Source organism: Anaerotardibacter muris (assembly GCF_943192915.1).
Lineage (GTDB): Bacteria > Actinomycetota > Coriobacteriia > Coriobacteriales > Eggerthellaceae > Anaerotardibacter > Anaerotardibacter muris.
Map to the genome: position 1 here is coordinate 100708 of NZ_CALPCD010000005.1, position 25106 is coordinate 125813.

Here is a 25106-nt window from a genome sequence, read left to right on the forward strand (position 1 = left end):
GCCCCTAGATTCTAAAGAAAGAACCCAGCCGCTTGACTGGGTTCTTGTAATTGATGCTGGAGAGCGCCGCATAGGGAACCGAAGATTCTCCGTTTGAACCTGTCCCCATTTTGTCCAGGACAGATTTGAACCCGTCCCCGGTTAGTTGTTGTCTTCGACATCGTTGAGGAAGGAGTTGGCTTCCTCGAGGAGTTCAGCTGCGCCTTCGGGCAGCGGAGTGTCCTTGCCGTGGTTGTTCACGTCAGCCACATAGTTGCCTTCTGCATCCAGGTCGATGATCACCGTGGAACCATCGAAGATCTTGCCCTCGATGATGCCCGTTGCGATGCGGTCGACCACCTGGCGCTGGATAAGACGCTTGAGCGGACGTGCACCATAGACCGGATCATAGCCATCGATCGCCAAGCGCTCTTTAGCTGCAGGCGAGACCTCGAGGGTCATATGGCGATCCTTCAGACGGCTTTCAACTTCAGAAAGCTGCAGGTCAACAATAGGTTCGATGTTGGCGATGTTGAGCTCGTTGAACGTGATGATGTCATCGATTCGGTTCAAGAACTCTGGCCTGAACGTGGTGCGCAGAGCTTCCTGCATGCGCTGAGCGAATTCCGCCATGCGCTTTGCGGCTGCTTCGGGCGTCATGTTCTGCATGTCTTCCACCATATCGCCCACGGTCTCCTGCTGAGCAGCATCGCGTTCACGAATGAGCTGGCTGCCGATGTTGGAGGTCATGATGATGATGGCGTTCTTGAAGCTGACCACGCGACCCTGGCCGTCGGTCAGGCGACCATCGTCGAGCACCTGCAACAGCACGTTGAACACATCTGGATGAGCCTTCTCGACTTCGTCGAGCAAGATGACGCTATAGGGCTTGCGGCGCACGGCCTCGGTCAGCTGACCGCCCTCGTCATAACCTACATATCCCGGAGGCGCACCGATCAGGCGCTGCACGCTGAACTTCTCCATGTATTCCGACATATCGATGCGGATCATGGCCTTTTCGTCGTCGAACAGGCATTCTGCCAGCGCTTTCGCCAACTCGGTCTTACCAACGCCCGTGGGGCCCAAGAACAGGAAACTGCCAATGGGCTGTTCAGGATCGGCCAAACCTGCGCGGCTACGACGAATCGCGCCAGCCACCGCAGAAACAGCATCGTCCTGACCGATGACGCGCTCATGCAAACGCTCTTCCAGGTCGATGAGCTTCTCCATCTCACCCTGCATCATCTTGGTGATAGGGATACCTGTCCAGCTTGAGACCACTTCTGCGATCTCGTCTTCGGTAACTTCTTCTTTCAGGATGGAGCCATCGGCCTGACGGGCCTCAAGTGCTTCGGTTGCTTGCGCCAGTTGCGCCTGCAATTCAGGGATGCGGCCAAAACGCAGCTCGGATGCACGACCGAGGTCGCCTTCACGGGTTGCACGCTCTTCTTCGAGTTGAGCCGCTTCGATCTCGGCTTTGAGATTCTGAACCGAAACGATGGCGTCCTTTTCGTTCTTCCATTCAGCCTTGCGTGAATCGAGCGCTTCCTTGGCAGCTGCGATGTCTTTGCGCAGCTGTTCCAGGCGCTCTTTGCTCGGCTCATCGGACTCCTTCATCAGGGCCTGTTCTTCGATCTGCATCTGGGTGAGCTTACGCTCTGCCAAGTCGACCTCTTCCGGCATAGAGTCGATCTCGATACGCAGACGCGATGCTGCCTCGTCCATCAAGTCGATCGCCTTATCAGGAAGGAAACGGTCGGAGATGTAGCGGTTCGACAGTTCCGCTGCGGCAACGATAGCCGAGTCGGTCACGCGAACGCCATGATGGATCTCGTACTTTTCTTTCAGACCACGCAAGATAGCGATGGTGTCCTCAACGGAAGGTTCGCCTACGATAACGGGCTGGAAGCGACGTTCGAGCGCTGCGTCCTTTTCGATATACTTGCGATATTCATCGAGCGTAGTAGCACCAATGGTGTGCAACTCGCCACGTGCCAGGGCAGGCTTCAACATGTTGCCCGCGTCCATCGAGGAATCACCCGAAGAGCCCGCACCCACGATGGTGTGCAACTCGTCGATGAACAGGATGATCTGGCCATCGGATTCCTTCACTTCGCGAAGCACCGCTTTCAGGCGGTCCTCGAATTCACCACGATATTTCGCACCTGCCAACATGGAAGGCAGGTCGAGTGCGATAAGCTCGCGGTCCTGCAGTGATGAAGGGACATCGCCTGCTACGATTCGCTGAGCCAAACCTTCTACGATAGCGGTCTTGCCAGTGCCTGGCTCGCCGATGAGAACGGGGTTGTTCTTCGTCCTGCGCGATAGCACCTGGATGGTTCGGCGGATCTCTTCGTTTCGGCCGATGACCGGGTCCAACTTGCCTTCGCGCGCAGCCTTGGTAAGGTTGTTGCCGTATTGTTCCAGCACTTCAAATTCTGTTTTTGATTCTTGATCAGTCACGCGCGTATCACCTCGCAATTCTTCATACGCATTTTCAATATTGTTTCTTTCTATTCCTGCATTGTTCAGCAGCTTTCCTGCTGCATCGTTCTCTTCAGAAAGAGCGATGAGCAGATGTTCGCTGGTCGCATAAGAATCGCCCAGCTTCTCTGCGATCTTCACTGCCTTGTCGAGCAGGGAGACCAGCGCCATCGAAGGTGCGGTCATTCCCATGATCCCGCCACCTTCCACCTTGGGCATGCGGTCGATCTCGGCTGTTACTTCTTTGCGAAGCAGCGCTGGGTCGGCACCGATGCGCTTGATGATGGCATTCAAGTTATGCTCGTCAGAGTTGAGCAATGCAGCCAACATGTGGATCGGCTCCACGGTGGCCGCCTTGGCATCAGATGCGATGCTCATTGCAGATTGCAGAGCTTCTTGTGCTGAACGCGCCAGTTTTTCTAACATCTTCTGGAGGTCCATGAAGCTTTTCCTTTCGTTTCGTCATCACGGAGACGACAAGGTTTATTTCCTGGCCGTCTGTAAGTTCTATTTCAGTGCTGACCTGTCCCCTTTTTGTCCCGGACACGTTGGGGACGGGTCCGTTTTTGTCCGGGACAGTTTTGGACCTGTCCCCGGTTTGTTTGGTCAGCGGATGCGGCGAAGCTCGACGGAGCTCGAGTGAGCCATCAGCGTGCTGACCGTGTCGAAGGTCTCCAATTCCTGAACGCGATCAGCCAGTCGCTGGACACGCTTGTGCAAGCTTTCCACAGCGGCTTCTCGTTCATCAAGGCGTCCTTGCAGATCCAGGATGCGGATGACACCTGCCAGGTTGATACCCTCGCTCGTCAGTTCGTTGATGAGCTGCAAACGCTCGATATCCGCCTGGGAATACATACGGGTGTTACCGCGCGTTCGCTGCGGGTTCACCAAACCCTTCTGCTCGTAGATGCGCAAGGTCTGGGGGTGAACTCCCGCGAGCTCAGCTGCCACGCCGATCATGTACAGCGGTCGGTTGCGATCGTTCATCACTTACCCCCTCACGCTTTCAGTGGTGGCTTCCTTGAATGCTTCGAGAGCCGCCTTTTGTTCGTCGTTCAAGCTGGTCGGGATCTTCACTTCGACCTCGACCTTCAGATCGCCCGTGCCCGAAGCGTTCTTGCCCAGACGCGGTGCGCCCTGGCCCTTCAGCGTTAAGACGGTGCCGCTCTGGGTTCCCGCCGGAACGCTCAAACGAACTTTCTTACCTGCTGGGGTCGGTACGACCACTTGAGCACCAAGTGCCGCCTCGTCGATGCTGACCGGCAGCTTCATCAGCACATTCGCGCCATCACGTGCGAACTGCGCATCGGGTGCGATCTTGATGGTGACCAGCAGGTCGCCCGCAGCACCACCATTCATGCCAGGATGACCTTTGCCCTTCAGGCGAACACGGCCACCTTCCATGGCTCCCGCTGGAACCTTGATGGTGAGCGTCTCTTTTTCCTGGGTGTCAGGGTTCACGACGCGCACTTTCTTCTCTGCGCCTTTGAAGGCTTCATCGAAGGTAACGGTCAGTGACACCTTCTTGTCTGCGCCGTTCTCTGGACGCGCAGCACGGGCTCTTCCGCCACCGCCGAAGTCCCAGTCGGTTCCAAAGGCACCTTCACCATGACGCAGGCTTTCCAAGATGTCGGCCCAATCTATGCCTCCGCCGCCGAAGGGATTGCCTCCGCCTGTGGTGGTATAGGTGTACTGGCCGCCGCCGAAAGGATTGCCACCCCCGAAGGGATTACCTCCGGCAAAGGGGATCTGGTTCTCGTTCGCGGTGCCGTACTGGTCGTACATTTGGCGTTTCTTATCGTCAGAAAGCACTTCGTAAGCTTCGTTGATCTCTTTGAACTTCGCCTCATCGCCGCCAGTGTCGGGGTGATGCTGGCGAGCAAGCTTGCGATAGGCTTTTTTGATCTCACTAGCAGTTGCGCTTCGTGGAACGCCTAGCGTCTGATAGTAATCGGGTGTGGATGCCATTCGTTCCACCTCACTTTCTTTTTGGTCGTTGACTAAAACAGGCGAGCCCGTGAGCCCGCCTGTCCCCAAGAACTATTCGTTGTCCTCGTCGTCGGTTTCACGTTTCGGTCCACCAACAGCAACCGTTACCATGGCTGGCCTGATGACCTTGTTGCCCATGCGGTATCCCTTTTGGTAAACCTCTTCCACGGTCTCGTCGGGGACCGCGGGATTGTCGACAGTTGCCACTGCCTGAGCTTCAAGTGCTTCATAGGGTTGCCCCACAGGGTTGATGATCTCGACCCCTTCTTTCACCAGCACTTCATTGAGCTTGTTATGTACGGCTTTCACACCGTCGAGCAAACCAGCTTCGCCATTGTCGGTGGCATAGTTGATGGTTCGCTCGAAATCGTCGAGGACAGGGATGATGTCTTCGACGAGCTTTTCCGTTGCGCGCATCTTCTCTTCTTCGCGCTGTTCCTTCATGCGACGGCGGTAGGTATCCCATTCCGCATGAAGCCTAAGGTACTTGCCCTGCCAATCAGCCGCTTCAGCTTTTGCCTTGGCAATTTCGCCTTCGGCTGTAACTTCGCCCTCAGCCGTGGCCTCGGAGGCCTGACCCTCTTCGGGTTCGACCTCCTCGACCAATTCGGCATCGACTACTTCAGCTTCCGGATCTGTTTCAGTGGCAGGAGTTTCTTCTACCTCTTCTTCAGATTTACGGTTCATCATGACTAGTTGTCCTTGTTCTCGTCGTCGTCGACCACTTCGAAGTCGGCTTCGATGGTGTCTTCAGCTGGAGTGCTCTCTGCGGTTTCTGCAGCGGCACCTGCCTGTGCACCTTCGGTGGAATAGACCACTTCAGCCAGCTTGTAACCAACCTGCTGGAGGTTCTCGGTAGCAGACTTGATAGCCTCAAGATCGGTACCTTCCAGTGCGGTACGAGCCGAAGCGATGGCGTCTTCTGCCTGCTTCTTCATGTCGTCGCCCACCTTGTCAGAGATCTCTGCAAGGGTGGTCTCGGTAGCATTGATCAGCGAGTCGCAGTTGTTGCGGATCTCCACTTCCTGCTTGCGTGCAGCGTCCTCTTCAGCGTGGATTTCTGCATCCTTGACCATACGATCGACTTCGTCGTCGGTCAGCGCGGTGGAACCAGAGATGGTGATCTGCTGCTGCTTGCCCGTGCCCAGGTCCTTAGCGGAAACGTTCACGATGCCGTTCGCGTCGATGTCAAAGGTGACCTCGATCTGAGGCATACCGCGACGTGCCGCTGGGATACCGGTGAGCTGGAACTTACCGAGCGTCTTGTTGCCCGCTGCCATCTCACGCTCGCCCTGGAGAACGTGGATCTCTACCGAAGTCTGATTATCGGCCGCGGTGGAGTAGATCTCGGTCTTGCGCGTAGGAATGGTGGTGTTGCGTTCGATCATCTTGGTCATAACGCCACCCATGGTCTCAACACCGAGCGAAAGCGGGGTCACGTCCAGAAGCAGAATGCCTTCGACATCGCCTGCCAGAACGCCGCCCTGAACAGCTGCGCCCATTGCGACCACTTCGTCAGGGTTCACGGACATGTTCGGCTTCTTGCCAGTGATCTTCTCGACCAGTTCCTGAACTGCTGGCATACGGGTGGAACCGCCGACCAGGATGACCTCGTCAACGTCGCCAGTCTTCAGGTCTGCGTCCTTCAGTGCCTGCTCCACAGGACCCTTGCAACGGTCGAGCAAGTCTTTGGTGATGCGCTCGAACTCTGCACGCGTGAGGGTGTAATCCAGGTGAAGCGGACCAGCTTCGCCAGCCGAGATGAACGGCAGGTTGATGTTGGTCTGGGTGGTGGAGGAAAGCTCCATCTTCGCCTTTTCAGCTGCTTCCTTCAGGCGCTGCATTGCCATCTTGTCCTTGCGGAGGTCGATGCCATTATCTGCCTGGAACTTGTCAGCGATCCAGTCGATGATGCGCTGATCCCAGTCGTCACCACCAAGGTGGTTATCGCCTGCGGTCGAGCAAACCTCGAACACGCCATCGCCAAGCTCAAGAACAGAAACGTCGAAGGTACCGCCACCAAGGTCGAATACCAAGACCTTTTCATCCTTGTTGGTCTTGTCCAAGCCATATGCCAGCGCTGCTGCAGTGGGCTCGTTGATGATACGCAGAACCTCGAGGCCTGCGATCTTGCCTGCGTCCTTGGTTGCCTGACGCTGTGCATCGTTGAAGTATGCGGGAACGGTGATGACCGCCTGAGTGATGGGCTCGCCCACGCGCTTCTCTGCGTCGGACTTGATCTTCTGGAGAACCATTGCCGAGATCTCTTCAGGCATGAAGTCCTTGCCGTCGATGTCGACCACTGCGCGGCCGCCATTGCCGTTCTTCACGTTGTATGCGACCGTCTTCTGCTCTTCGTCGGTCTCACCAAAGGAGCGGCCGATGAAACGCTTCACGGAAGCTACGGTATTTTCAGGGTTGGTGACTGCCTTGTTCTTCGCAGCCTTGCCGACGGTGCGCTCGCCGTCTTTGCCGAAGCCAACGACCGAAGGAGTGGTGCGGTCGCCTTCAGCGTTTACCAAGATTTCTGGCTCGGAGCCTTCCATGACCGCCATTGCGGAATTGGTCGTGCCCAAGTCGATGCCGATGATCTTTGCCATTGTTGTATCCTTTCAAATTTAGACCCGTTTTACGAACCTACTTGTATTACCTCATAGTAAGTGGAGCCTAATCATGAAAGCTCCACGGTTTGACATAATATAATCTAAGTGAGTCATTGTAAAGTTTTATGCGTTGCGAATTCTGATATCTTGGCGCGAATTCACGTTTGTGCTGTTCATCGGCAATCTTCAGACAAAAAGAAAGAGGCGAACGGTTCGTTCGCCTCCACAATTCATACACAAAAGGTATGTTCTGTCTGAAATCTTGAGGGCTCCTTGCCCTTTCGACTTCACCTCTGAACCAGCAGCCCGCATTGCCTTTACGCAGTGCTCACTCGATCCATTACGTCAAACGAACTGAGCACATCTTAGAACGGGTTTCCAGCCAAGTGCGCATTTCGTTGCACGGCTGAAAGATTGCTTACCGAAAGGTTACTTTAGAAGTTAGTCCTCTACGATCTCAGGGATAGCGCCCATCGGGCAGCTCTCTACGCAGTCGCCACAAGCGATGCAAGAGTCTTCGTTGATAACAGCTACAACACCATCTACGACCTCAAGAACCTCTTGAGGGCAATCGTCAACGCAAATGCCGCAGCCAATACATTCTTCTTCCAGAATAACTGGATGTGCCATTGTGTACCTCTTCTCCTCGGTTTTAATCAAAAAACTAGGTCGGGGGCGAAAACCCCTCTGTAGGAAAATACCACGGATGCGCAGCGATGCAACCCGCCAACACAATTCTTCTGTAAGTGGTTGATCAGTATATGGAATACGCTGCCTCAAGAACTGGGGGCGAGGGGGGTGGAGGTCTCGGATTCATCCGTTTCGCTGTTCGCCCTGCGGGCTCATGCGCTGCACTGCCTCATACATTGATACACGAAAGCAACCCTAGGGTTGCTTTCTCCGTTTCGTATAGGCGTTCAGAATGAATCTACGACCTCTACCCCCTCACCCCTGCCCTACAGCTACAGCACGTGTACGATTCCCCAAATAAAAACGACCCAGGATTCTTCCTGGGTCGTTGATCGGTTGCCTATTTATGAGGGGCTAGACTAGACAGCATCCTCGGGAACGGAGGATTTGCTGGAGTGGGGCACGGGCGTAGTGTTCACTTCGCCAATACCGAGATGCACTTCCCAACCATTGTCGATGTCATGCACTTCCATATAGCTGTCAGAGCTGTTCGCGTAGGAGGTAAGATCTTCGAGCGTGTCCTTGCTGTCGGTGGTTACGATGATATCGCGGTCGCCAGCGCCAGCAAGTACTTTGATGCTTTCGAGCAGTTCTGCGCTGGGCATACCAAATGCGTCAATGCGTGCCATGAGAGATCCTTTCTGTTCGGATAGCTCTATTATTATAGCTTTCCTGCGCAGGTGGAGCAGCTTTTGTCGATGGTTGCCTAATTGAAACCTAATGCTTGGAAACAGATTCTTGAGGGACAGGTCCGTTTTTTGTCCCTGATGAACAAAGGACAGGCCAGAGATATCTTTTGATACCTCTAGCCTGTCCCCAAACTGTCCCGGACAAAAACGAACCCGTCCCCCTTCTTGTTAGCAGATGCGGGGGAGCTGCTCGCCTACGAGCATATCCATGATGCGCAGTGAGCCAAACCCTGTGCGCAGAGAAACACGCGGATCGCGATCTGCGGGCTTTTCAACCACTTCGCCAATGACGGCAGCATCCTTACCATATTTGTTGGCCTTCATCGCCGCGAGCGCTGCTTCGGCATCTTCAGCACCCACCACGCACACCATCTTGCCTTCATTGGCTACTTGAAAGACGTCATAGCCGAGCATCTCGCATGCACCGCGCACCGCATCCTTCACGGGCACCGCGTCTTCTTCGATGATGAAGTCCACCTGAGATTGATCGGCTAGTTCGTTCAACGTGGAAGCGATGCCGCCACGAGTAGGATCGCGGAAACAACGCGTGGAAGGCGCAACCGCGAGCACTTCTTGAATAAGATGATTGAGCGGAGCCGCATCGGTCTGCAGATCGGCTTGGAAGCCAAGCTCCTCGCGGCAGCTCATGATGGTGATGCCATGGTCGCCGAGCGTGCCCGTGACCAAGATCTTATCGCCTGGCTTGCAATACGCGCCTGAAAGATCGATACCTTCAGGGATGAAGCCCACTCCCGAAGTGTTGATGAACACGCCATCACCATGGCCGCGATTCACCACCTTGGTATCGCCCGTTACGATGCGCACACCAGCCTCTTTCGCCATCTCGGCCATGCTGGCGCAAATGCGCTTCAGATCTTCCATGGGAAAACCCTCTTCTAGGATGAATCCGCAGCTCAGGTATTGCGGGATTGCGCCACTCGTTGCTACATCGTTCACCGTACCGCATACTGCCAAGCGGCCGATATCTCCCCCGGGGAAGAACTGCGGCGTGACCACGAAGCTATCAGTAGAGAACGCGATGCGTCCGCTTTCGGGAGCTGCAAGGCGCGCAGCATCGTCACCCGTACGCAGTTCATCGCCCGCGTATGCCTCGAAGAAGACTTGGTCGATGATACGCTTCATCATAGACCCGCCGCTACCGTGCCCGAGAAGTACTGTTTCGTCCATATTCGATTCCTTGATGATTCCTAGATGAAAGCGCCGGTGGTGGTCATGACCAAACGGCCAGTCTTGACGCCCTTGGTTCCGAGGATGAGATTCGCCACATCTTGCACTTCACCAGTTTCGCCTTTGAGGATGATCACCTCAAGGCAATTGTCGTGATCCACGTGCACATGCGTGGAAGTGATGATGTGATCGAGATAGTTATGCTGAATGTAGTGCAGCTTTTCCTGCAAGTCGCTCGCGTGATGACTATAGACGATGGTGAGCGTGCCCATGACTATGCGGCCTGGAGTAGCGCACTCGCCTTCGACGAGCGCGTCGCGCACCAGATCACGGATCACTTCGCTACGGTTCTTCGCCAAGCCACGGCGCGCAACGAGCCGATCGAACTTGATAAGAAGGTCTTCCGGCATGGCTACCGAAAAACGAACCAGATCACTGCTCATGGATACTGCCTTCGCCCGCGATTAGACCAAATTGACGGTAACGCCAGGTGCGGAGCTGGCATCCTTGTCGACTGCATCTTGCGCATCGGTGAGCAATGCACGTGCTTCATCCATCAGGCTCTGGATCTCTTTGAGGACCTTTGCGGTGTTCTCGTATCCGCTATCATCGGCCTTATGGAAGAGCTTATGCGTCCAGCGACGGTTCAGGGCAACCTGGTCGTCCATCTGCTCGAGCATCATCTTGAATTGGTCGGTGTTCACTCCGTTAGTGCACATATCTTCGATCCTTTTCTGTCGATGGACACGTTTCGAACGCACCCACAAAGGCTATTGATCGCTGGCTGTATTATCGACCCGAAAATGCGAGGGTCGCACTCTCATTTTTACTAACGGTGTGAATTTTTCCGTAATTAGTGTTAACGGAGAGGGGCAGCGGCGCGTACCCCCATCTGATGGGGTCGAGGCAGCTACATCCAGGCCACTTCTGCCTCCGTCCCTCTTTAGGCGCTCTTTAGGTGTTTTTAGGCGTTGTAACCGTTAGGGTTCTGGCTTTGCCAATTCCAGGTGTCTTCGCACATACGAGCCAGATCGTATTCGGCTCTCCATTCGAGTTCGTCGGCTGCCTTATTGCACGCTGCATAATTCTCAGCGATATCACCAGGACGGCGATCGACGATCTTATAGGGCAGTTCTTTGCCGCATGCCTGTTCGAAAGCCTTGATCACTTCGAGCACGCTCGAACCTTTGCCCGTACCCAGATTGAAGATGGCCACGCCGCTGCGCGTTCCATCTTCCGCAACGGGGCCTTCGTAGCTACCAAGGCCAATGGCTTTGCCCGTGCCCACTTTACCGCCCATATAGTCGAGCGCTTTCACATGCCCGCGTGCTAGGTCGACCACATGGATGTAGTCGCGCACGCCAGTGCCATCGGGCGTGGGATAGTCGTCACCGAAGACTTGGATGCATTCGAGCTTGCCCGTTGCCACCTGCGCCACATAAGGCAGCAGATTGTTCGGGATGCCCTTGGGGTCTTCGCCGATCATGCCGCTTTCATGCGCACCGATAGGATTGAAGTAGCGAAGCAGCACCACGTTCCATTCGTTGTCTGCGCGATACAAGTCAGTGAGGATTCGCTCGAGCATAGCTTTGGTCTCGCCGTAGGGATTCGTAGCTTCATGCAACGGACACTCTTCGGTGATGGGGATCATTTCGGGGTCGCCATAGACGGTGGCACTACTGGAGAAGATGATGTTCTTCACGTTGTGGTTGCGCGCCACATCGAAGAGCACGAGCGAGCCCGTGACGTTGTTCCAATAATATTCGAGCGGCTTTTGCGTGCTCTCACCCACCGCCTTGAAGCCAGCAAAATGGATGATGGCATCGATATCGTGTGTAGCGAAGACCTTCTCAAGGCCCTCGCGATCGAGGATGTTTACCTGGTAGAACGTAAGTTTGTCGGGTTTGCCCGAGATCTTACGGATGCGCTCGATCGCAACCTCGCTCGAATTCGAAAGGTCATCGACCACCACCACGTCATAGCCTTTTTCCAGCAGCTCGACACAAGTGTGGCTGCCAATGAAACCAGCACCACCTGTTACGAGGATGGTCTGCTGATCGGGGTTGGTCGCTAAGCTCTTGTTCGCCATGAAATGCCTTTCGTTCATGCGTCATGGGTGTTGTGTTCGCTTCATATTATAGTCGCCAGAAGCACGTGAGTCGCGGCCCTGCAGATGCATGGTCGCCGTATCGCGGTGGCCTACACGTCGTTGGTCTGAGAGAGCATCTCTTTCATCAACGACCAGGCCTGTTGCTTGCGTTCTTCAGTCTTGAGCATACGTTCGAAATCGACGAAGGCTGCGCACGGACGGCCCAGGATGAAATCGCATCCGGCTAGCTTGATAGGCTGGTTATAGGCGCGCGAAAGCGTTTCGGCAGCACGCTGATCGAGCACTACCGCGCAAAGCGGATCGATGGCTTCGATCAGATGCATAAGATCGGAAGGTTCGAGCGCTTCTGTGTTCATCCATACGATATCTGATGCAGAAAAGCCACCGCGCTTGGCTGTTGCCAGCAGGGCTTCTCGCGTAGAGCTGGTTATTGGTTTGCTGAAGATGATGCAGAAGAGCGCATTCAAACTGCCTTCGAAGCTGGCAGTGAACGAAGCGCATTCGGCCTGGATCTGTCGTTCATAGACCGACTGAGCTTGGGGTAGCGGAGAGATCTGCTCGGGGTTTGGCATCATGGTTTCCTAAAGCCCTGCCAGAACGAGCATGTCTTCAGGGCGTTCGAGCACGTAGTCAGGGTTCGCGGCCATCAGGCGCTCGTGAGGTTGATAGCCCCACTTCACGGCCACCGACTTCATCCCAGCATTATGTCCAGCTTCGATATCGCTCGCGGAATCGCCAAAGAACAAGCACTCCGCAGGGTCGATACCAAGCTCTTCGGCACACAGCAAGATCCCCGTGGGGTCAGGCTTGCGAGGAACCTGCGCAGATTCACCATGAGCCACATCGATCAGATCAGGAAAGAAGCGATCGCGCACATCGAGCACGCCCTGCTCGAACTTGTTGGACATGATGGCCAACTTCACACCGGCGGCTTTTGCCTGCTGCAGCGCTTCGCTCATACCTTCGAACTCGGTGGTATAGAGGATGCCGAAATCGTGGTAGAAGTCCTTGAAGCGTTTGAACGTGCGCTCGAATTCCTCTTGAGATGCGTCTGAGGGAACGGCTTGGCTTATGAGCGATGCCGCCCCGTCGCCAATGTAGGTAAGGATCTGTTCAGGTGTGTGAGTAGGAAAGCCCTCTTCCTCGAGCGCTTTGTTGGTGACGTTCACCAAGTCAGGCAGCGTATTGAGCAGCGTGCCATCCAGATCGAAGATGAATGCTTTGTATGCGGGCTGGTTGCACATGTGCTTTCCTTGTTGAACTCGCGCAAGATCGATCGGTCGCGCACTATCCATTCGCCTTTATTCTATCAGCTGCATGCAGCGATGAAGTAGATAACAGATAGGACAGGCTATCTGTGCCCAACAAGCCCGACGGATTCATAGAGGTCGACCAGCTCTTGTAAGATGACCTCCTGGGAATAGTTGCTTTCAGCATAAGCGGCGATCCTTTTTCGCCAATCCTTATCCGTCAAGGCGCGTTCGAGCGTTTCTTCGATACCACGAGCTAGGTCGGTCGCATCTTCGGGTTCGACCAGTTCTCCCACTTCACGATCGACGAAATCCGGAAGCCCACCTTGATCGGTAGCTACCACAGGAGTTCCGCAGGCCATCGCCTCCACCGCCACCAAACCGAACGGCTCTCGGCGAGAAGGGACCACGCTCACATCAGCGCTGTTATAGAGTCGCGCCAGTTCGCTTTGAGAAACATTGCCGATGAAGAACACACGCCCAAGACCGAGTTCGCGAGCTTGGCGCTCCAACGCCTCGCGCTCTTCGCCATCGCCCGCCAGCACGGTGATGGCGTTCGGCAGATCCTTTTCATAGATCGCGGCTGCATCCAGCAGTACATCAATACCCTTGAAGCGAGTCATCTTGCCCGCGAACAAGATCACGTTGCGATCCCGCGCGTCAACGCCATGGTCAGCCAAAACTGCCTCTCTATCGATGTCTTCTACCTTGAAGATGTCGGGGTTATATCCATTGCGACGACGCACGATCTTGTGCGCTTGTTCGGGAAATGTTGCACGCACCAGCTCTTCGTTATCTTCCGAAATGCAAATGACCTTCTCGCAATCTTCGATCGCGCGATCGGCGAATGCGTGCAAATGCGGCCATTTCTCGTATCCCATCAGGTCGGTCCCATGCGCTGTCAGCACGAGCGGAACGCCATGATCGCACGCGAGCGAAGGCAAGATCCAAACATGCTGCCCATGGATCACATCAGGTGAAAAGCTCTCTATTTCAAAGTCGATCGCTTCCTGAAAAGCGGTGCAATACTGCTCGAGTTGTTGGTCGCTCAAGTCTGCGAACGAGGTCGTCGAACGCGGGTGCGTGGTGAAGCACGGAAAGTTGAAATCGACCGCTTCTGATGTGGCCGCTTCGGGATGCAGTGGATCCGTGAAGTGGACAGGATGGATACGGATGCCTTCATAGTGCGGAAAATCTGGAGTGTTCTCGGGTAGGATCACGCAAACTTCGTGACCGTGTTTTGCCAGCTGAGTTGCAAGATTCTTCGTATACGTGCCGCTGCCAGAACCTTCAAGTGGAAAATGGTTGATCATCAGGATCTTCATAGGTGGTCTTCGTTCCAACCTTTCTGTCTTGTTTTGAGCTCAACCCTCTGCGGGAAACGAACGCGTTCATCATCGAGTAGAGCAATGGCGGTTGAGGCGCTGCTGCGCTTCGTGTCTTCTTCCGCCTTCTTTTGATTACACCGCTGCCGCGTGATCGAGGCACATGAGCACGAAATCGGTATAAGCCTCTTCGAACGTACCCGTGAAGGGCTGCATGCCAGCCAAACGCATCGCTTCGGCGGTACGATCGGCGCAATGAAAATGGTCGTAAAGTCCTGGAGCCTGATAGATGAGCCTCAGGTACAGATCGCGCATGGCAAGTTCGTTGCCGCCAACTTGTTTCTGCAGCACGTGCAACAGCGGTTCCACCATCTCGCCCCATTCCTGCTTGAATTCGACCAATCGCTCAAGTGACGTATTAGACTCGATGATGGCAATGAGGATGTCCTGGTAACGCAAGAATTCGGGATGACGCGCAGTTACTTGTGCCCACACCTTGGCGAACTGAGCATTCGTCAGTTCACGACCTTCTAATGTATTCACCAGGTCTTCGATGTATGCCCGGCTCGCACGCGAATGCAATGCAAGGAACACCTCTTCTTGTGTAGAGGCATACTTATAGAGGTTCGAACGCGCCCAACCAAGCTCTTTAGCGATAAGGCCCATGTTTATCTCATGGTATGAAAGCTCCGCGAACAACGCCTCGGTGGCGTCCATGATGGCTTCCATGCGCTCGGCCTTTTGCTCAGGTGAACGAGCACGCTGATAATTAGACACTTCGACCTCCTTTCGCTACTGATAATTCTATCAAACTCGAACGTGTAGACCGTATAGAGCCAACGAGCAAAAGATGATCCTTGTCAGTAAGGTCGAAGGCTGTTTTCAATTCAATGGCAAATGAAGGTCCGATCAGTTAGTGACGCTTTGTCGCCTATAATAGACGAAACCGTTTCAACACACCAAGGAGATGAGTTTCATGGCTATACTTACGGCGTACTTTTCGCGTCCGGGCGAGAATTATGGAAGTGGCGGACTGGTGGAGCTTGCGAAAGGCAACACCGAAGTGATCGCGGAGTTCGTGCAGAGTGCAGTTGGTGGCGACCTGTTCCGCACCGAGACCGTAGAGCAATACCCTGCTGGCTATTATGATTGCTGCGATGTTGCGAAAGCGGAACTGCAGGAAGGTGCGCGCCCGGCGTTGGCAAATTCGCTCGAGAGCCTGGATGAATACGACACCATCTTCCTAGGTTATCCCTGCTGGTGGGGCACTTGCCCGATGGCGGTGTTCGCGTTCCTGGATTCGTTCGATTTGAGCGGTAAGCGCATCATCCCCTTCTGCACCCATGAAGGTTCGGGCATGGGTGGATCCGAACGTCACCTGGCAAAGGACTATCCCGCAGCTACGATCGAACGCGGCCTGGCGATCGCTGGACACAGCGCCGCCAACTCCGAGTCCCAAGTAGCCTCCTGGGCCAAAAGCTTCGTATAGTGTTAGGTGTTTCACCGCGCATGAAAAAGGCACCCCCTGGGGTGCCTTTGCTGTCCTTGGAGCGGGCGACGGGAATCGAACCCGCGTCTTAGGCTTGGGAAGCCCGCATAATAGCCATTATACGACGCCCGCATGTGTTCAGATTATACCGCTATCTGCATTAATTGGGAGAGGTTGCGGCTAAAGCCCGCCGAGCCATTCCGAGATCTGGCTCAAGAATGGCTCGTTCTTCTCGGCCAAGCTTATCGCTCACGCGCCTTATTTTGTGCAATTTGCACAGTCTCTTACCGTACAGGTCTTGCAGCTCTTGCCATGGGTGTGGGTGTCCACTTGTTCGTACGGATCCTTCGCACCACGATCACCATGAAAGCGCTGATGGAATGGACCACGGAAGCCGCCGAAGTTCGGCATAGGATGACGGTGCGTGTGCCCGCGGCCCCTTGAATGGGCCTGGTGGATGCGATTGATCATTTCCTCTTGGTCCTGCCAGCGTTTATGCATTTGGGTCAGAAATTCTGGGTCAAAAGCATCTTCGGCATTGTGTATGATGCGTTTCGTGTAATCGAGCATAGTATCGAGCTCGTCTTCACTAAAGCCTTTGAACAGATCGATGTCATCAGGGCTATTCAGTTCGAAGTCCTTGCCTTCTTCGGTAAGGTATACCAGCATGACTCGCTTATCCTTCTCGGAGGGCTTACGCTCTATCAATCCTAGGCTTTCAAGGCGCGCCAGTGTTTCATTCAATGAGGAAACGCGAATGTCCAAGATATGCGCTATTTCCTTCGTGCTTATTCCGTCGCTATATTTGAGCAAAGCCAAGATTCGCCCGCGTCCACGGTTCGGATCGAAGCCCCTATCGCGCAATCGCCCATCGCGGCCATGGCGACGCTGTTCACCCATCAGATACCAGATAGTGAAGAGATTCTTCTGCAATTCATCTTTTGTGTCCATTGTTTCAAATCCTTTCAAAAGTTAGGTAGAAAAGCTTAGTGACTGGTTTTAACAGGTACCAGTAATAAATTCTGACCAAAGAATAACAGGTACCAGTTGAAAATGCAAGGGACCTTCATTTAGGCCAATAGAGCATCCATGATCGCACTTCAGGAATATTTTAACGGTACCTGTAATAAATTTGTTGCATTTCTAACAGGTACCCGTTAGTCTTACTATAAAGCTTTTACAGGTACCTGTAGATTCAATCTATTCAAAGAAGACTGAGAGGCATCTTATGAAACACAGCATCGAATACTGGTTTTTGGAGGCACCCGTCTCCCGAGCGATCTTGCATATGGCACTGCCCATGATGCTCGGCATGGCTGCGATGTCCATTTACAACTTCACCGACCTCCTATTCATCGGCGCTCTTGGTGACACAGCTGCTCTTGCCGCTATTCCCCTTGCGATGCCCGTAATGGCCATCTTCATCGGATTGTCTACGTTTCTTGAAATAGGTGTGGGCACGTTCATTTCCCGAAAGCTTGGCGCTCAGGAGAGAGCAGCCGCACGAGGTGGTTCGTCTTTTGCAGTCTTCGCTGCACTTGGTTTGGGACTGCTTGCAGGAATCGCACTCATAGCCTTCATAGACCCCGTGCTTGCGATACTTGGAGCAAACGCCGAGATCTACGAAGTACTGAAGGGGTATCTGATCGTTTACTGTTGCGGAGCGCCATTCGTAGTATTGGCTATGGTAGGTGCCCAGCTATTGCGCTCGATCACGCTTTCTAAGCAAGCATCTGCTGGCCTGGTGCTAAGTGCGGTGGTGAATATCGCGCTCGACCCGATCTTCATCTTCGTCTTTGGAATGGGCCTTCAAGGGGCAGCAATAGCTACGATCATTGCGAATATAGCAACGTGCGTTTATTTCTTACTGATCATCAGCGGAAACGAAGCTCTTTCTTTGAATCCACTCGATTGCTGCGCACTCAGGAAAAAGGATCTTGCCGACATTGGTAAGGTTGGCTCTTCGGCTTTCATCATGCTCATCATGATGGGCGGTGCAGCCCTCATCTTCAACAATGTAGCTGTATCGTATGGCACTGCGGTGGTTGCAGGCTTCGGCATCGCGCAAACGATCGTACAATTGTTAGAAGTGATCACAATGGGGCTTTATGAAGGTGTCGTTCCGCTCATCGCAGGCGCATGGGGCGCAAAACGCCTAGATCGCGTGAAGAACATCGTTCGTATGACCGCATTCTATCTTGTTGGGTTTTGTGCTCTGCTTTGCACGATTCTGATCATGAACAGCAGCATGGTTGCGGGATGGTTCTCGGCAGACGAAACGGTTATTACCATTGGCGCAGTGATCATCTGCGCACAGGCGCTCGCACTCGTGTTCGATTCAGGATCAGGGCTGATCACAGGTATTTTCCAGGCATGCTCTAAGGGTATTGCTTCTAATGCGATGGCTATTGCACGAGGAGTAATGCTTCCGATATGCATCGTGGCGGGCAGCGTGCTCTTTGGGCTTGACGGTGCGATCTGGTCGCTCTTGGCCGCTTCGCTCTTCACCTTCGCACTCGGCATGATCTTCGTAGCCATCACCTTTCGAAAATCTGGCAAAGATCTTGTAGCTGATGATTCATTGACTGATGGTATTCAGGCTGAAGCTTAACGAATTCATTTAGAGTCCGAGCGCTTAAATGTCCAATTGGCTATTGCGTGATCGCTGGAAAGGTCTCGGCGATATCGCCTTCGATGGCAACTGCCTTGGGGAGCGACTTGTCGACAGCGGCTTCGTCGTAGTTCATCCGTACCAGCGGACTGCCTGTTTCACGTGCGATGGTTTCGAATGGCATGCGGATCCACACAGGAGTATTCCAGCCCACACCCAATTCGAGCAACAGCGTAGGCTTTTCAGGGATCTCCTCCACGAATCGCTTGTAACGCTCTTGCGCTGCATACCAAGCATCGTCTTGTACAAATGATCCATCCACGCGCAAATGCATCTCCATCGGCGATCCGCACACCTCACACATAGGAACGAGCGATGGATCCGTGATGCGCGTGCGCTCGCCCTTGTTCGTATCGACCTCGATAGCAGCGAAGAGCTCTGTCGCATTCTTGATGCCATGTTCACCCGTACTGCATTGAATGGTGTCGTAGCTTCCTTGAGGTTCGAAGATGCGCTGAGGGTTGAAACCGGCTTTCTCGAATTGCAGATCGACGTTGGTGGTCACCACGAAATAGTCGCGCTTCTTCGCCCATTCGAAGAGCTCTCGATAGAGCGGCAACGCGTCTTCTCCCAAACAGTTCACCGTGGCCTGACGCGCCCAATAAGCCCACTTCTCTTCCTCGGTCGGATAAGGGTAGAATCCACCCGAATACATGTCGGTAATGCCGTAATTCTTGATGAATGCAGGAAACGTTTCCTTGAAGCGCTGGCCACCATAATCGTGTCCGGCAGCAGTTGAAAGACCTGCACCAGCTCCGATGAGCACACGCTCAGCATTGGCGAGCAATTCTCGCGCTTTCGTGATCGATGCAGCACGCTGTTCAGGCGTTTGAGGTCGGGTGAATATGAAAGCAGGTTGCATAGGTGCTCCTTAGATATTCAAGATGGTGCGATAGATGGTCTCGTCTGCTTCGCCGAACACATTGAACACAACGATGATCGAAGATCCAGGATGGTTAGCGAGCCAAGCGCGAACCGTGTCGACCGCAATGCGAGCTGCTTCTTCTTGCGGGAAGCCGAAGACGCCCGTGGAGATGCAACAAAACGCGATGGAAAGACAACCGTTGGCCTCTGCAAGGTCGAGGCATGCAGTGTAGCATTGCGCAAGCTCACGACGATGCTGGTCGGTAGGATGTCCGCTAGCGATCGGGCCGACCGTATGAACGATGTGCTTGGCAGGCAGATTGTATGCCGAAGTGATGCGCGCATGGGCAGTGGGCTCCTCATGACCTTGCGCTTGCATGAGCTCAGCCATTTCAGCGCGCAGCTGGATACCAGCGAACGTATGGATTGCGTTGTCGATACAGTAATGAAGCGGTTGCCAACAGCCCGTCATGCCCGAGTTCGCAGCGTTCACGATGGCGTCAACAGCCAGCGTGGTGATGTCGCCGCGCCACAAACGAATGCGTTCAGTTTCAGGTGCAGGTTCGGCGGCGGCAAGCGTAGTGATGCCTGCGTCGTTGATCATGGCTGCCAGCAAGAGGTCTTGTTTCACGAGAAACTCGCAGGTGGTAGGCCGAGCGGGCCGCATGTTAACGAGCGCTCGGAACGAAAGCCACAAATGCTCGAACGTGGCATTCGGGTCTGCCGCGATATGCACAACATCGCTCGGCACTGCCATACCATGTTCACGAAATTCGTTAACAAGATGGTGCGTAAGCCAACGCGCAAGTTCGGTCTTTTCTTCTTGCTGCATGCGATCCTCTTTTCGCAGCTGTTGATTGACAAATTACTTTGATATCAAAGTATATGCTACTTTACACCATTTCACACTTGAATGTTAGTCTCACGCCTAGTCCTCACATAAAGAGTCCAACTTAAAGGCTCTATCCCAGACAGATCAGGGACAGGTCCCAAACTGTCCGGGACAAAAACGGACCCGTCCCCAAAGTGTCCCAAAGTGTCCGGGACACAATGGGGACAGGCCAGAATTACCAAATGGGACCTCTGGCCCGTCCCTAAAGTGTTCGGCCTGAGCTTGCGTACTTTAGCCTACGTAAGCGTCTTCAGGATTGTTAGTGAAGTCTTGTTTGGCGAGCCATTCGGCTTCTTCTTCAGTTTCAGGAATATCGATACGTTCGATCTTGAAGACGACCGGACGCGTACCATCATTGCAGCAACCGATCATCAAGCGCTCATCGCGCGTCCACTGATGCATGATCGATCCACCCTGAAGTGCTGTGTAGATATAACGATTGATGGCATCCCATGCTTCACCGCAGGGCCAATTTCCGCCGTCGCTCAAACGCGTGCCAATGCCAAGATGATAGTAGTCGTCGTGTTCAGACGTGCGCTGGAACAGGAACTCATCCCCCACCTTGAAACACGGACACGGACCGCTCTGCGGGTTCGCAAGATATTCTTCCTGCAGATCAGAAAAGCATTTTGTCTCAAGAACCGTTATCTTGCATTGATGCTGCATGGCTGCTCCTTCATGATCACGCAATAACCGCTGCTATGGGCGGTCACTCTCTGGTCATCATTAGCATACCCCAAACGCAAGCAGCTCGAGGCTGGGGGTAAACCCGCCCCAGACAAATTGGGGACAGGTCCCGAACTGTCCGGGACAAAAACGGACCCGTCCCCAAAGTGTCCGGGGCAAAATAGGACCTGTCCCCGAAGTGTCCCAATAAAAAAGGACGACCGAAGTCGTCCTTTTCTTGTTATGAAATCAGCGGCTTAGAGCTATTTCTTGAGACCGCCGATGAGAGACATTTTGGTGCCGCAGTCGGGGCAGGTGCCCTTGGTGATGATGCGGTTGTTCTTGGTAACGCCTTCCTGAGGGTTGACCATTTCCTTCTTGCCTTTGCACTTCACGCAATAACCAACTACTGCCATAAAAAACCTCTTTCCATGGATTGGTGTCTCGAATTAAGACATGTTCAATATGCATTACCCATTGTAGCGTTTTGACCAGGTATTACAAGCGTAATTTCGGTATTTACTTAAACGCTTTTGAGCAACTCGAGCACGAAGCGAGAATTTTGCTCCAAGGTGGCAGGCTCAACGTTCTCGAGCGTATCGCTCAGGCTTGCATAATAAGCCGTTTGATTGTCGTCCATGCCAGCCAACGTCATAGCCTGAAAACCACGCTGAGCAGCCACGTGAGCTGCGGTATTACGGCTAAGCAGCTTGCTGGTCTCGAAGGGAACGCGGCTACGCTCTGATGCTTGACGCAGCAGGCGCTTCATACGTGAGGACACCTTAGTGGGACGGTATTCGCCTTCTTCATCGATGAACGAGAACTGACCTGCACCAAGACCTTCAAGGTTCACGATGATCGCGCCCTTCAGTTCATCATGATGTTCATCGATGAACGCGCGCATACCAGAGTTGAGCGCCTCTTCAGCGCCAAGCGCAACGAACCACACTTCAGTATCGATGTCGGGGTGGCGGAAATCGCGCAGCAAGCGCATCTCGTTATTGATCTCTTCGGTGATCTTCACGTCCTTAGGAACAGAACGCTTGACCGAGCCACGACCTTGCACGACGCCAATCTCTGCGAATTCATCGACTTCGACATCGGCATCTTCAGGCGTACCGCTCACACGATTGCGCAGGCTCTGCAAAGAGAACGCACCGCCATTCCAATCGCGACCATCATCGGTCTCTTCGAAGTCCATCTCGAAGATGTCAGTTTCGTCTTCGTTGCGGAAGCTTTCCCAGCTGCCGCGCTCCTTGCCCACTGCGCGAGCTTCGTAGGAGCTATCAACATCGACCCATTCACGGATCGATTGCTCTTCCTGCTGTTTCTTCTTCTTTCCGAAGCGGCCGAACAAACGACCAACGCGAGATTGCGGCATCTCCACGTAGTCAGGACCTGCAAAAGCGCCCGTCTGGGTAAAGCCTTCTTCGAAGACTGAATCATCGGCGTCTTCTACGAAGTCGGCTTCGCTAACGCTCTCTTCAACAAGTTCATTGGTGACCGTAGCGAATGAACCAGTGCTACCTGCTGAACCAGCTGCGGCGGTCGCATCCTCGATGGGAGGGATCGCAGGGATGGTAAGGGTGGACTGGACAGAAGTTACCGTCTCGGGAACGATGCGCTCGAAATCGTTGGTATTGAAATCGGGCAGGTCAAGACCGCCAAGCGGCTTCACTACCGTACGGCTCTGAACAGTTTCGACACCAGTGCTCACGCGCACAGGTGCACCATCGTCACCGATCTGGGGAAGCATATTGGAAAGGAGCGCTGGAGCCTGCGGCTGGGTCCTATCAGGATCCGCAGCCATAGGAGCACGCTGCTTGGCTCCTTCCATATTGTTCGCAACGGGAGCGATAACATCAGGCAGAACGATAACGTGACGATCCGGCTGGTCGTCGTCTTCGGTAGTAACGGTCTCTTGCTGGATCTGAGGCAGATCCGAGGTCATCTCTTCCATGCCCATGATCGGAGAAACGGGTTCGGCTGCGGGCTGCTCGATCTCGACGAACTGCGCTTCAGCAACAACAGGTTCCTCCTCGTAGATCTCCTGTTCAGCACCCTGATCTTCATAGGTCTCTTCAGCTACCGCTTCGTCTAGCGCAACAGTTTCGATAGCATGGTCGTCTTCAATTTGCATGACATCGATCGGCGGCATCGATACCGTGTGGCCCTCTACGTCGCCGAACGTTTCTTCGACGAGCACTACATCGTCTTCGTATTCGTCGTATTCATCATATACATCATCTTCATGACCGCGATTACCCTTGAGGTTCGCGACCTTGGACGAAACACTATTGACCATGCTCGATGCGCGGCCGAAGAATCCGCCGATATTGTTCTTCTGGGCCGAACGACGAGAAGAACGAGCACGAGCGGAGGTGCGTGCCTCTTCCTGCTCGATGACCTCGACCGTAGTTTGGCGGTGAGGCTCAACGTCTTCGATGAGCACTGGATCTTCTTGGATCTCTTCTTCTACAAAAACAGGCTCGGCTGAAACTGGCTGGTCGTCAACGACAACCTCTTCGGCCACTTCAGCCTTCAAAGCTGGGGCTGCAGCATCAGCGGCGCTATCGATCTCGCTGCGCAGAGCGGCCAATCGCTTGGACAACTCTGATTCAGGCTGCTGGATCGTTTCACGCGCAACATTCTCTTCGTCCGTTGCTTCAGAAGCTTCGCCGGCACGATCGAAGACTGTACCGGGCGTATTGTCGCGGCGACGTGCTGCATCGGACATCTTCGCAGCAGGCGCATCCGCGAAACGAGAACGGGAAACGCTCGAGGCGTTTGCCAGATCGGGCTTGTTAGCGTGTGCTTTTTCCTGAGCAGCCTTTGCCCAAGAAGGAACCTGCTTCTGATAGGAGCTGTCCATGCCAGTCAAGCCTGGCTGAAGAGCTTCGACGGATTCGCGCACGAACGATTCGGGTGCTTCGGTCTCTTCAGAACCTGCTGCAGCAGATGCTTGGGATTCGGTAGACTTTGCAGCTGGAGCCGCTGATGAAGGAGCATTTGCAGAGGCGGCGTCTTGACGAGGAGGGGTATAGAGGCGGGCCTCATTTTCCTCCTCCACTTCGAAGTGCGGAGCTGCTGCTGCCACATCCTCTTCAGTGTCGAAGAATTCACCATGTTGCACCAAACGCGACGAAATATCGGAAAGCGGGACCTTGTCTGCTACTGGCTTGCCCGTCAATGCAGCGATGGCCGCCTTCGCAGCAGCCAGTGATTCTTCGGGAGTCATCTGAGCATCACGCGGGCGAACCTGATAGGTCACTTCGACATCTTCAGGCATGACCCCCGCTTCGCGGGCAGCCTCTTCACCGTGGATCTCAACGCCAGCTTGCTCAGCGCGCTCTGCCATTTCCTCAGCGCTGACCAGGCCATTTCCGACCGTGCGCGCTACATCGAGCAGCACTGCAACACCTGCAGCATCATTGTTGGCTGCTTCGTTATAGGGCGAAAAACGCGTCTTGATAACACTTGCCAGCGGAAGAGCCATGACGATAAGGCAAAGCACCTGAAGCACCGTGAGCACGATAGCGAATCCGCCAGCTTCACTGGCGAAGAACACCATCTTGATGAGCAGCACGAGCGGAGCGACCACCAGCGAGATGGCTTCAGCGATACGGATGATGGGCAGATAACGACCAACGACACCCTGATATTCAGTCTGGACGCGAGAGCTGTCATAGTGCGTGACCAAGATGATCTTGCGACGCTTGTTCGCGTTCGCGATGGAGGTGGGATTGTACTTCGCTACAACGTTTTGGCTCACGCCGTTGCGCAAGAAGCGAGAAAGGATGGGCTTGCCAAGAGCTTCGCACGCGAAGAGCACTGCGATGAGCAGACTGATGATGAAACAAGGAATGGAAAGAACGGGGAGGATGACTGCAAGGAGGGTACAGAGGAAGGCGACAGCGAAACAGATGAGACGAACCGTATTGCCGTTCGACGCACAGGACACGTCTTCGACCACGGTGGAAAAGCCGGCGCTCTTCTGAAGTTCGTCCGCGATGTAGAGGGCCGCTTGCTGTTCCTCTTCCGTGCCCGCGGGACGTGGTCCGATTTCTTGGGAAAGATGTGCGATATCGTCCATCATTTCAGCCATAAAATGCCCTCTCGTGCTTCTTCTCAAATTCCTTGATTCCCAAACCCTTCGCAACAGGCGAAGAGATACGTTCTTTGCGCAAAAAATACACGATTTCAAGTATACGCTATTT

The 25106-nt window shown here is 54.1% G+C and carries 23 protein-coding genes and 1 tRNA gene; 2 read left to right on the forward strand and 22 right to left on the reverse strand.

Annotated features, from left to right (window positions below; genetic code table 11):
- Positions 1-141: 141 nt before the first annotated feature.
- From clpB to NFR25_RS05600, 15 genes are all read right to left on the reverse strand, one after another.
- Entirely contained in the window at positions 142-2904 is a 2763-nt protein-coding gene (gene clpB / locus NFR25_RS05530; protein WP_251198254.1) for an ATP-dependent chaperone ClpB, read from the reverse strand.
- A gap of 165 nt (positions 2905-3069) precedes the next feature.
- The gene (locus tag NFR25_RS05535) at positions 3070-3450 is read right to left on the reverse strand and encodes a heat shock protein transcriptional repressor HspR (protein ID WP_251198255.1); all 381 of its coding nucleotides are present in this window, start codon (positions 3448-3450) and stop codon (positions 3070-3072) included.
- 3 nt (positions 3451-3453) lie between these two features.
- Positions 3454-4431, reverse strand: coding sequence for a DnaJ C-terminal domain-containing protein (locus tag NFR25_RS05540; protein ID WP_251198312.1), 978 nt, complete (start codon positions 4429-4431; stop codon positions 3454-3456).
- A gap of 72 nt (positions 4432-4503) precedes the next feature.
- A complete protein-coding gene (locus NFR25_RS05545) occupies positions 4504-5142 on the reverse strand; it encodes a nucleotide exchange factor GrpE (protein ID WP_251198256.1) in 639 nt (212 codons plus the stop codon).
- A 2-nt stretch (positions 5143-5144) separates the two neighbouring features.
- The gene (gene dnaK / locus NFR25_RS05550) at positions 5145-7052 is read right to left on the reverse strand and encodes a molecular chaperone DnaK (RefSeq protein WP_251198257.1); all 1908 of its coding nucleotides are present in this window, start codon (positions 7050-7052) and stop codon (positions 5145-5147) included.
- A 444-nt stretch (positions 7053-7496) separates the two neighbouring features.
- The gene (locus NFR25_RS05555) at positions 7497-7685 is read right to left on the reverse strand and encodes a DUF362 domain-containing protein (RefSeq protein WP_178478207.1); all 189 of its coding nucleotides are present in this window, start codon (positions 7683-7685) and stop codon (positions 7497-7499) included.
- A gap of 419 nt (positions 7686-8104) precedes the next feature.
- Entirely contained in the window at positions 8105-8374 is a 270-nt protein-coding gene (locus NFR25_RS05560; RefSeq protein WP_251198258.1) for a hypothetical protein, read from the reverse strand.
- A gap of 228 nt (positions 8375-8602) precedes the next feature.
- On the reverse strand, positions 8603-9622 hold the full coding sequence (hypE, locus tag NFR25_RS05565) for a hydrogenase expression/formation protein HypE (protein ID WP_251198259.1): 1020 nt from the start codon (positions 9620-9622) through the stop codon (positions 8603-8605).
- Positions 9623-9642: 20 nt separating this feature from the next.
- The gene (gene nikR, locus NFR25_RS05570; protein ID WP_251198260.1) at positions 9643-10065 is read right to left on the reverse strand and encodes a nickel-responsive transcriptional regulator NikR; all 423 of its coding nucleotides are present in this window, start codon (positions 10063-10065) and stop codon (positions 9643-9645) included.
- A gap of 21 nt (positions 10066-10086) precedes the next feature.
- Positions 10087-10341 (reverse strand): dynein gamma chain protein, encoded by a 255-nt coding sequence (locus tag NFR25_RS05575; protein ID WP_251198261.1) that lies wholly within the window; start codon positions 10339-10341, stop codon positions 10087-10089.
- A 245-nt stretch (positions 10342-10586) separates the two neighbouring features.
- A complete protein-coding gene (gene galE / locus NFR25_RS05580; protein ID WP_251198262.1) occupies positions 10587-11711 on the reverse strand; it encodes a UDP-glucose 4-epimerase GalE in 1125 nt (374 codons plus the stop codon).
- 110 nt (positions 11712-11821) lie between these two features.
- Positions 11822-12304, reverse strand: a complete 483-nt coding sequence (locus tag NFR25_RS05585) for a hypothetical protein (protein ID WP_251198263.1) — start codon at positions 12302-12304, stop codon at positions 11822-11824.
- Between the two features lie 9 nt (positions 12305-12313).
- A complete protein-coding gene (locus NFR25_RS05590; RefSeq protein WP_251198264.1) occupies positions 12314-12976 on the reverse strand; it encodes an HAD family hydrolase in 663 nt (220 codons plus the stop codon).
- Positions 12977-13083: 107 nt separating this feature from the next.
- Positions 13084-14307 carry a glycosyltransferase gene (locus NFR25_RS05595; protein WP_251198265.1) on the reverse strand — a complete coding sequence of 408 codons (1224 nt, stop codon included), beginning with the start codon at positions 14305-14307 and terminating at the stop codon, positions 13084-13086.
- A 135-nt stretch (positions 14308-14442) separates the two neighbouring features.
- Positions 14443-15084: a TetR/AcrR family transcriptional regulator gene (locus NFR25_RS05600; protein WP_251198266.1), complete on the reverse strand. Its 642-nt coding sequence runs from the start codon at positions 15082-15084 to the stop codon at positions 14443-14445.
- Between the two features lie 199 nt (positions 15085-15283).
- Between NFR25_RS05600 and NFR25_RS05605 the strand changes: the two genes are divergently transcribed.
- Positions 15284-15796 (forward strand): flavodoxin, encoded by a 513-nt coding sequence (locus NFR25_RS05605; protein WP_251198267.1) that lies wholly within the window; start codon positions 15284-15286, stop codon positions 15794-15796.
- Positions 15797-15853: 57 nt separating this feature from the next.
- On the opposite strand, the gene NFR25_RS05610 is transcribed toward NFR25_RS05605, so the two are convergent.
- A tRNA-Gly gene (locus tag NFR25_RS05610) sits at positions 15854-15928 on the reverse strand.
- Between the two features lie 126 nt (positions 15929-16054).
- Complete coding sequence (locus NFR25_RS05615) at positions 16055-16747, reverse strand: MarR family winged helix-turn-helix transcriptional regulator (protein WP_251198268.1); 693 nt, start codon at positions 16745-16747, stop codon at positions 16055-16057.
- A gap of 277 nt (positions 16748-17024) precedes the next feature.
- Here NFR25_RS05615 and NFR25_RS05620 point away from each other — a divergent pair, with 277 nt between their 5' ends.
- Positions 17025-18407, forward strand: coding sequence for an MATE family efflux transporter (locus NFR25_RS05620; protein ID WP_251198269.1), 1383 nt, complete (start codon positions 17025-17027; stop codon positions 18405-18407).
- A gap of 40 nt (positions 18408-18447) precedes the next feature.
- On the opposite strand, the gene NFR25_RS05625 is transcribed toward NFR25_RS05620, so the two are convergent.
- From NFR25_RS05625 to NFR25_RS05645, 5 genes are all read right to left on the reverse strand, one after another.
- Positions 18448-19329: an SIR2 family NAD-dependent protein deacylase gene (locus tag NFR25_RS05625; protein WP_251198270.1), complete on the reverse strand. Its 882-nt coding sequence runs from the start codon at positions 19327-19329 to the stop codon at positions 18448-18450.
- A gap of 9 nt (positions 19330-19338) precedes the next feature.
- Positions 19339-20163, reverse strand: a complete 825-nt coding sequence (locus NFR25_RS05630) for a protein-ADP-ribose hydrolase (protein ID WP_251198271.1) — start codon at positions 20161-20163, stop codon at positions 19339-19341.
- Between the two features lie 291 nt (positions 20164-20454).
- A complete protein-coding gene (locus NFR25_RS05635; RefSeq protein ID WP_251198272.1) occupies positions 20455-20889 on the reverse strand; it encodes a TIGR04076 family protein in 435 nt (144 codons plus the stop codon).
- 263 nt (positions 20890-21152) lie between these two features.
- On the reverse strand, positions 21153-21305 hold the full coding sequence (locus tag NFR25_RS05640) for a DUF5679 domain-containing protein (protein ID WP_251198273.1): 153 nt from the start codon (positions 21303-21305) through the stop codon (positions 21153-21155).
- A gap of 107 nt (positions 21306-21412) precedes the next feature.
- On the reverse strand, positions 21413-24994 hold the full coding sequence (locus NFR25_RS05645; protein ID WP_251198274.1) for a M28 family peptidase: 3582 nt from the start codon (positions 24992-24994) through the stop codon (positions 21413-21415).
- Positions 24995-25106: the final 112 nt, after the last annotated feature.

Coding starts and splice junctions, on each gene's coding strand:
- clpB (WP_251198254.1), bottom strand. CDS start 2,904: ATGGACCTCCAGAAGATGTTAGAAAAACTGGCGCGTTCAGCACAAGAA.
- NFR25_RS05535 (WP_251198255.1), bottom strand. CDS start 3,450: ATGAACGATCGCAACCGACCGCTGTACATGATCGGCGTGGCAGCTGAG.
- NFR25_RS05540 (WP_251198312.1), bottom strand. CDS start 4,431: ATGGCATCCACACCCGATTACTATCAGACGCTAGGCGTTCCACGAAGC.
- NFR25_RS05545 (WP_251198256.1), bottom strand. CDS start 5,142: ATGATGAACCGTAAATCTGAAGAAGAGGTAGAAGAAACTCCTGCCACT.
- dnaK (WP_251198257.1), bottom strand. CDS start 7,052: ATGGCAAAGATCATCGGCATCGACTTGGGCACGACCAATTCCGCAATG.
- NFR25_RS05555 (WP_178478207.1), bottom strand. CDS start 7,685: ATGGCACATCCAGTTATTCTGGAAGAAGAATGTATTGGCTGCGGCATT.
- NFR25_RS05560 (WP_251198258.1), bottom strand. CDS start 8,374: ATGGCACGCATTGACGCATTTGGTATGCCCAGCGCAGAACTGCTCGAA.
- hypE (WP_251198259.1), bottom strand. CDS start 9,622: ATGGACGAAACAGTACTTCTCGGGCACGGTAGCGGCGGGTCTATGATG.
- nikR (WP_251198260.1), bottom strand. CDS start 10,065: ATGAGCAGTGATCTGGTTCGTTTTTCGGTAGCCATGCCGGAAGACCTT.
- NFR25_RS05575 (WP_251198261.1), bottom strand. CDS start 10,341: ATGTGCACTAACGGAGTGAACACCGACCAATTCAAGATGATGCTCGAG.
- galE (WP_251198262.1), bottom strand. CDS start 11,711: ATGGCGAACAAGAGCTTAGCGACCAACCCCGATCAGCAGACCATCCTC.
- NFR25_RS05585 (WP_251198263.1), bottom strand. CDS start 12,304: ATGCCAAACCCCGAGCAGATCTCTCCGCTACCCCAAGCTCAGTCGGTC.
- NFR25_RS05590 (WP_251198264.1), bottom strand. CDS start 12,976: ATGTGCAACCAGCCCGCATACAAAGCATTCATCTTCGATCTGGATGGC.
- NFR25_RS05595 (WP_251198265.1), bottom strand. CDS start 14,307: ATGAAGATCCTGATGATCAACCATTTTCCACTTGAAGGTTCTGGCAGC.
- NFR25_RS05605 (WP_251198267.1), top strand. CDS start 15,284: ATGGCTATACTTACGGCGTACTTTTCGCGTCCGGGCGAGAATTATGGA.
- NFR25_RS05615 (WP_251198268.1), bottom strand. CDS start 16,747: ATGGACACAAAAGATGAATTGCAGAAGAATCTCTTCACTATCTGGTAT.
- NFR25_RS05620 (WP_251198269.1), top strand. CDS start 17,025: ATGAAACACAGCATCGAATACTGGTTTTTGGAGGCACCCGTCTCCCGA.
- NFR25_RS05625 (WP_251198270.1), bottom strand. CDS start 19,329: ATGCAACCTGCTTTCATATTCACCCGACCTCAAACGCCTGAACAGCGT.
- NFR25_RS05630 (WP_251198271.1), bottom strand. CDS start 20,163: ATGCAGCAAGAAGAAAAGACCGAACTTGCGCGTTGGCTTACGCACCAT.
- NFR25_RS05635 (WP_251198272.1), bottom strand. CDS start 20,889: ATGCAGCATCAATGCAAGATAACGGTTCTTGAGACAAAATGCTTTTCT.
- NFR25_RS05640 (WP_251198273.1), bottom strand. CDS start 21,305: ATGGCAGTAGTTGGTTATTGCGTGAAGTGCAAAGGCAAGAAGGAAATG.
- NFR25_RS05645 (WP_251198274.1), bottom strand. CDS start 24,994: ATGGCTGAAATGATGGACGATATCGCACATCTTTCCCAAGAAATCGGA.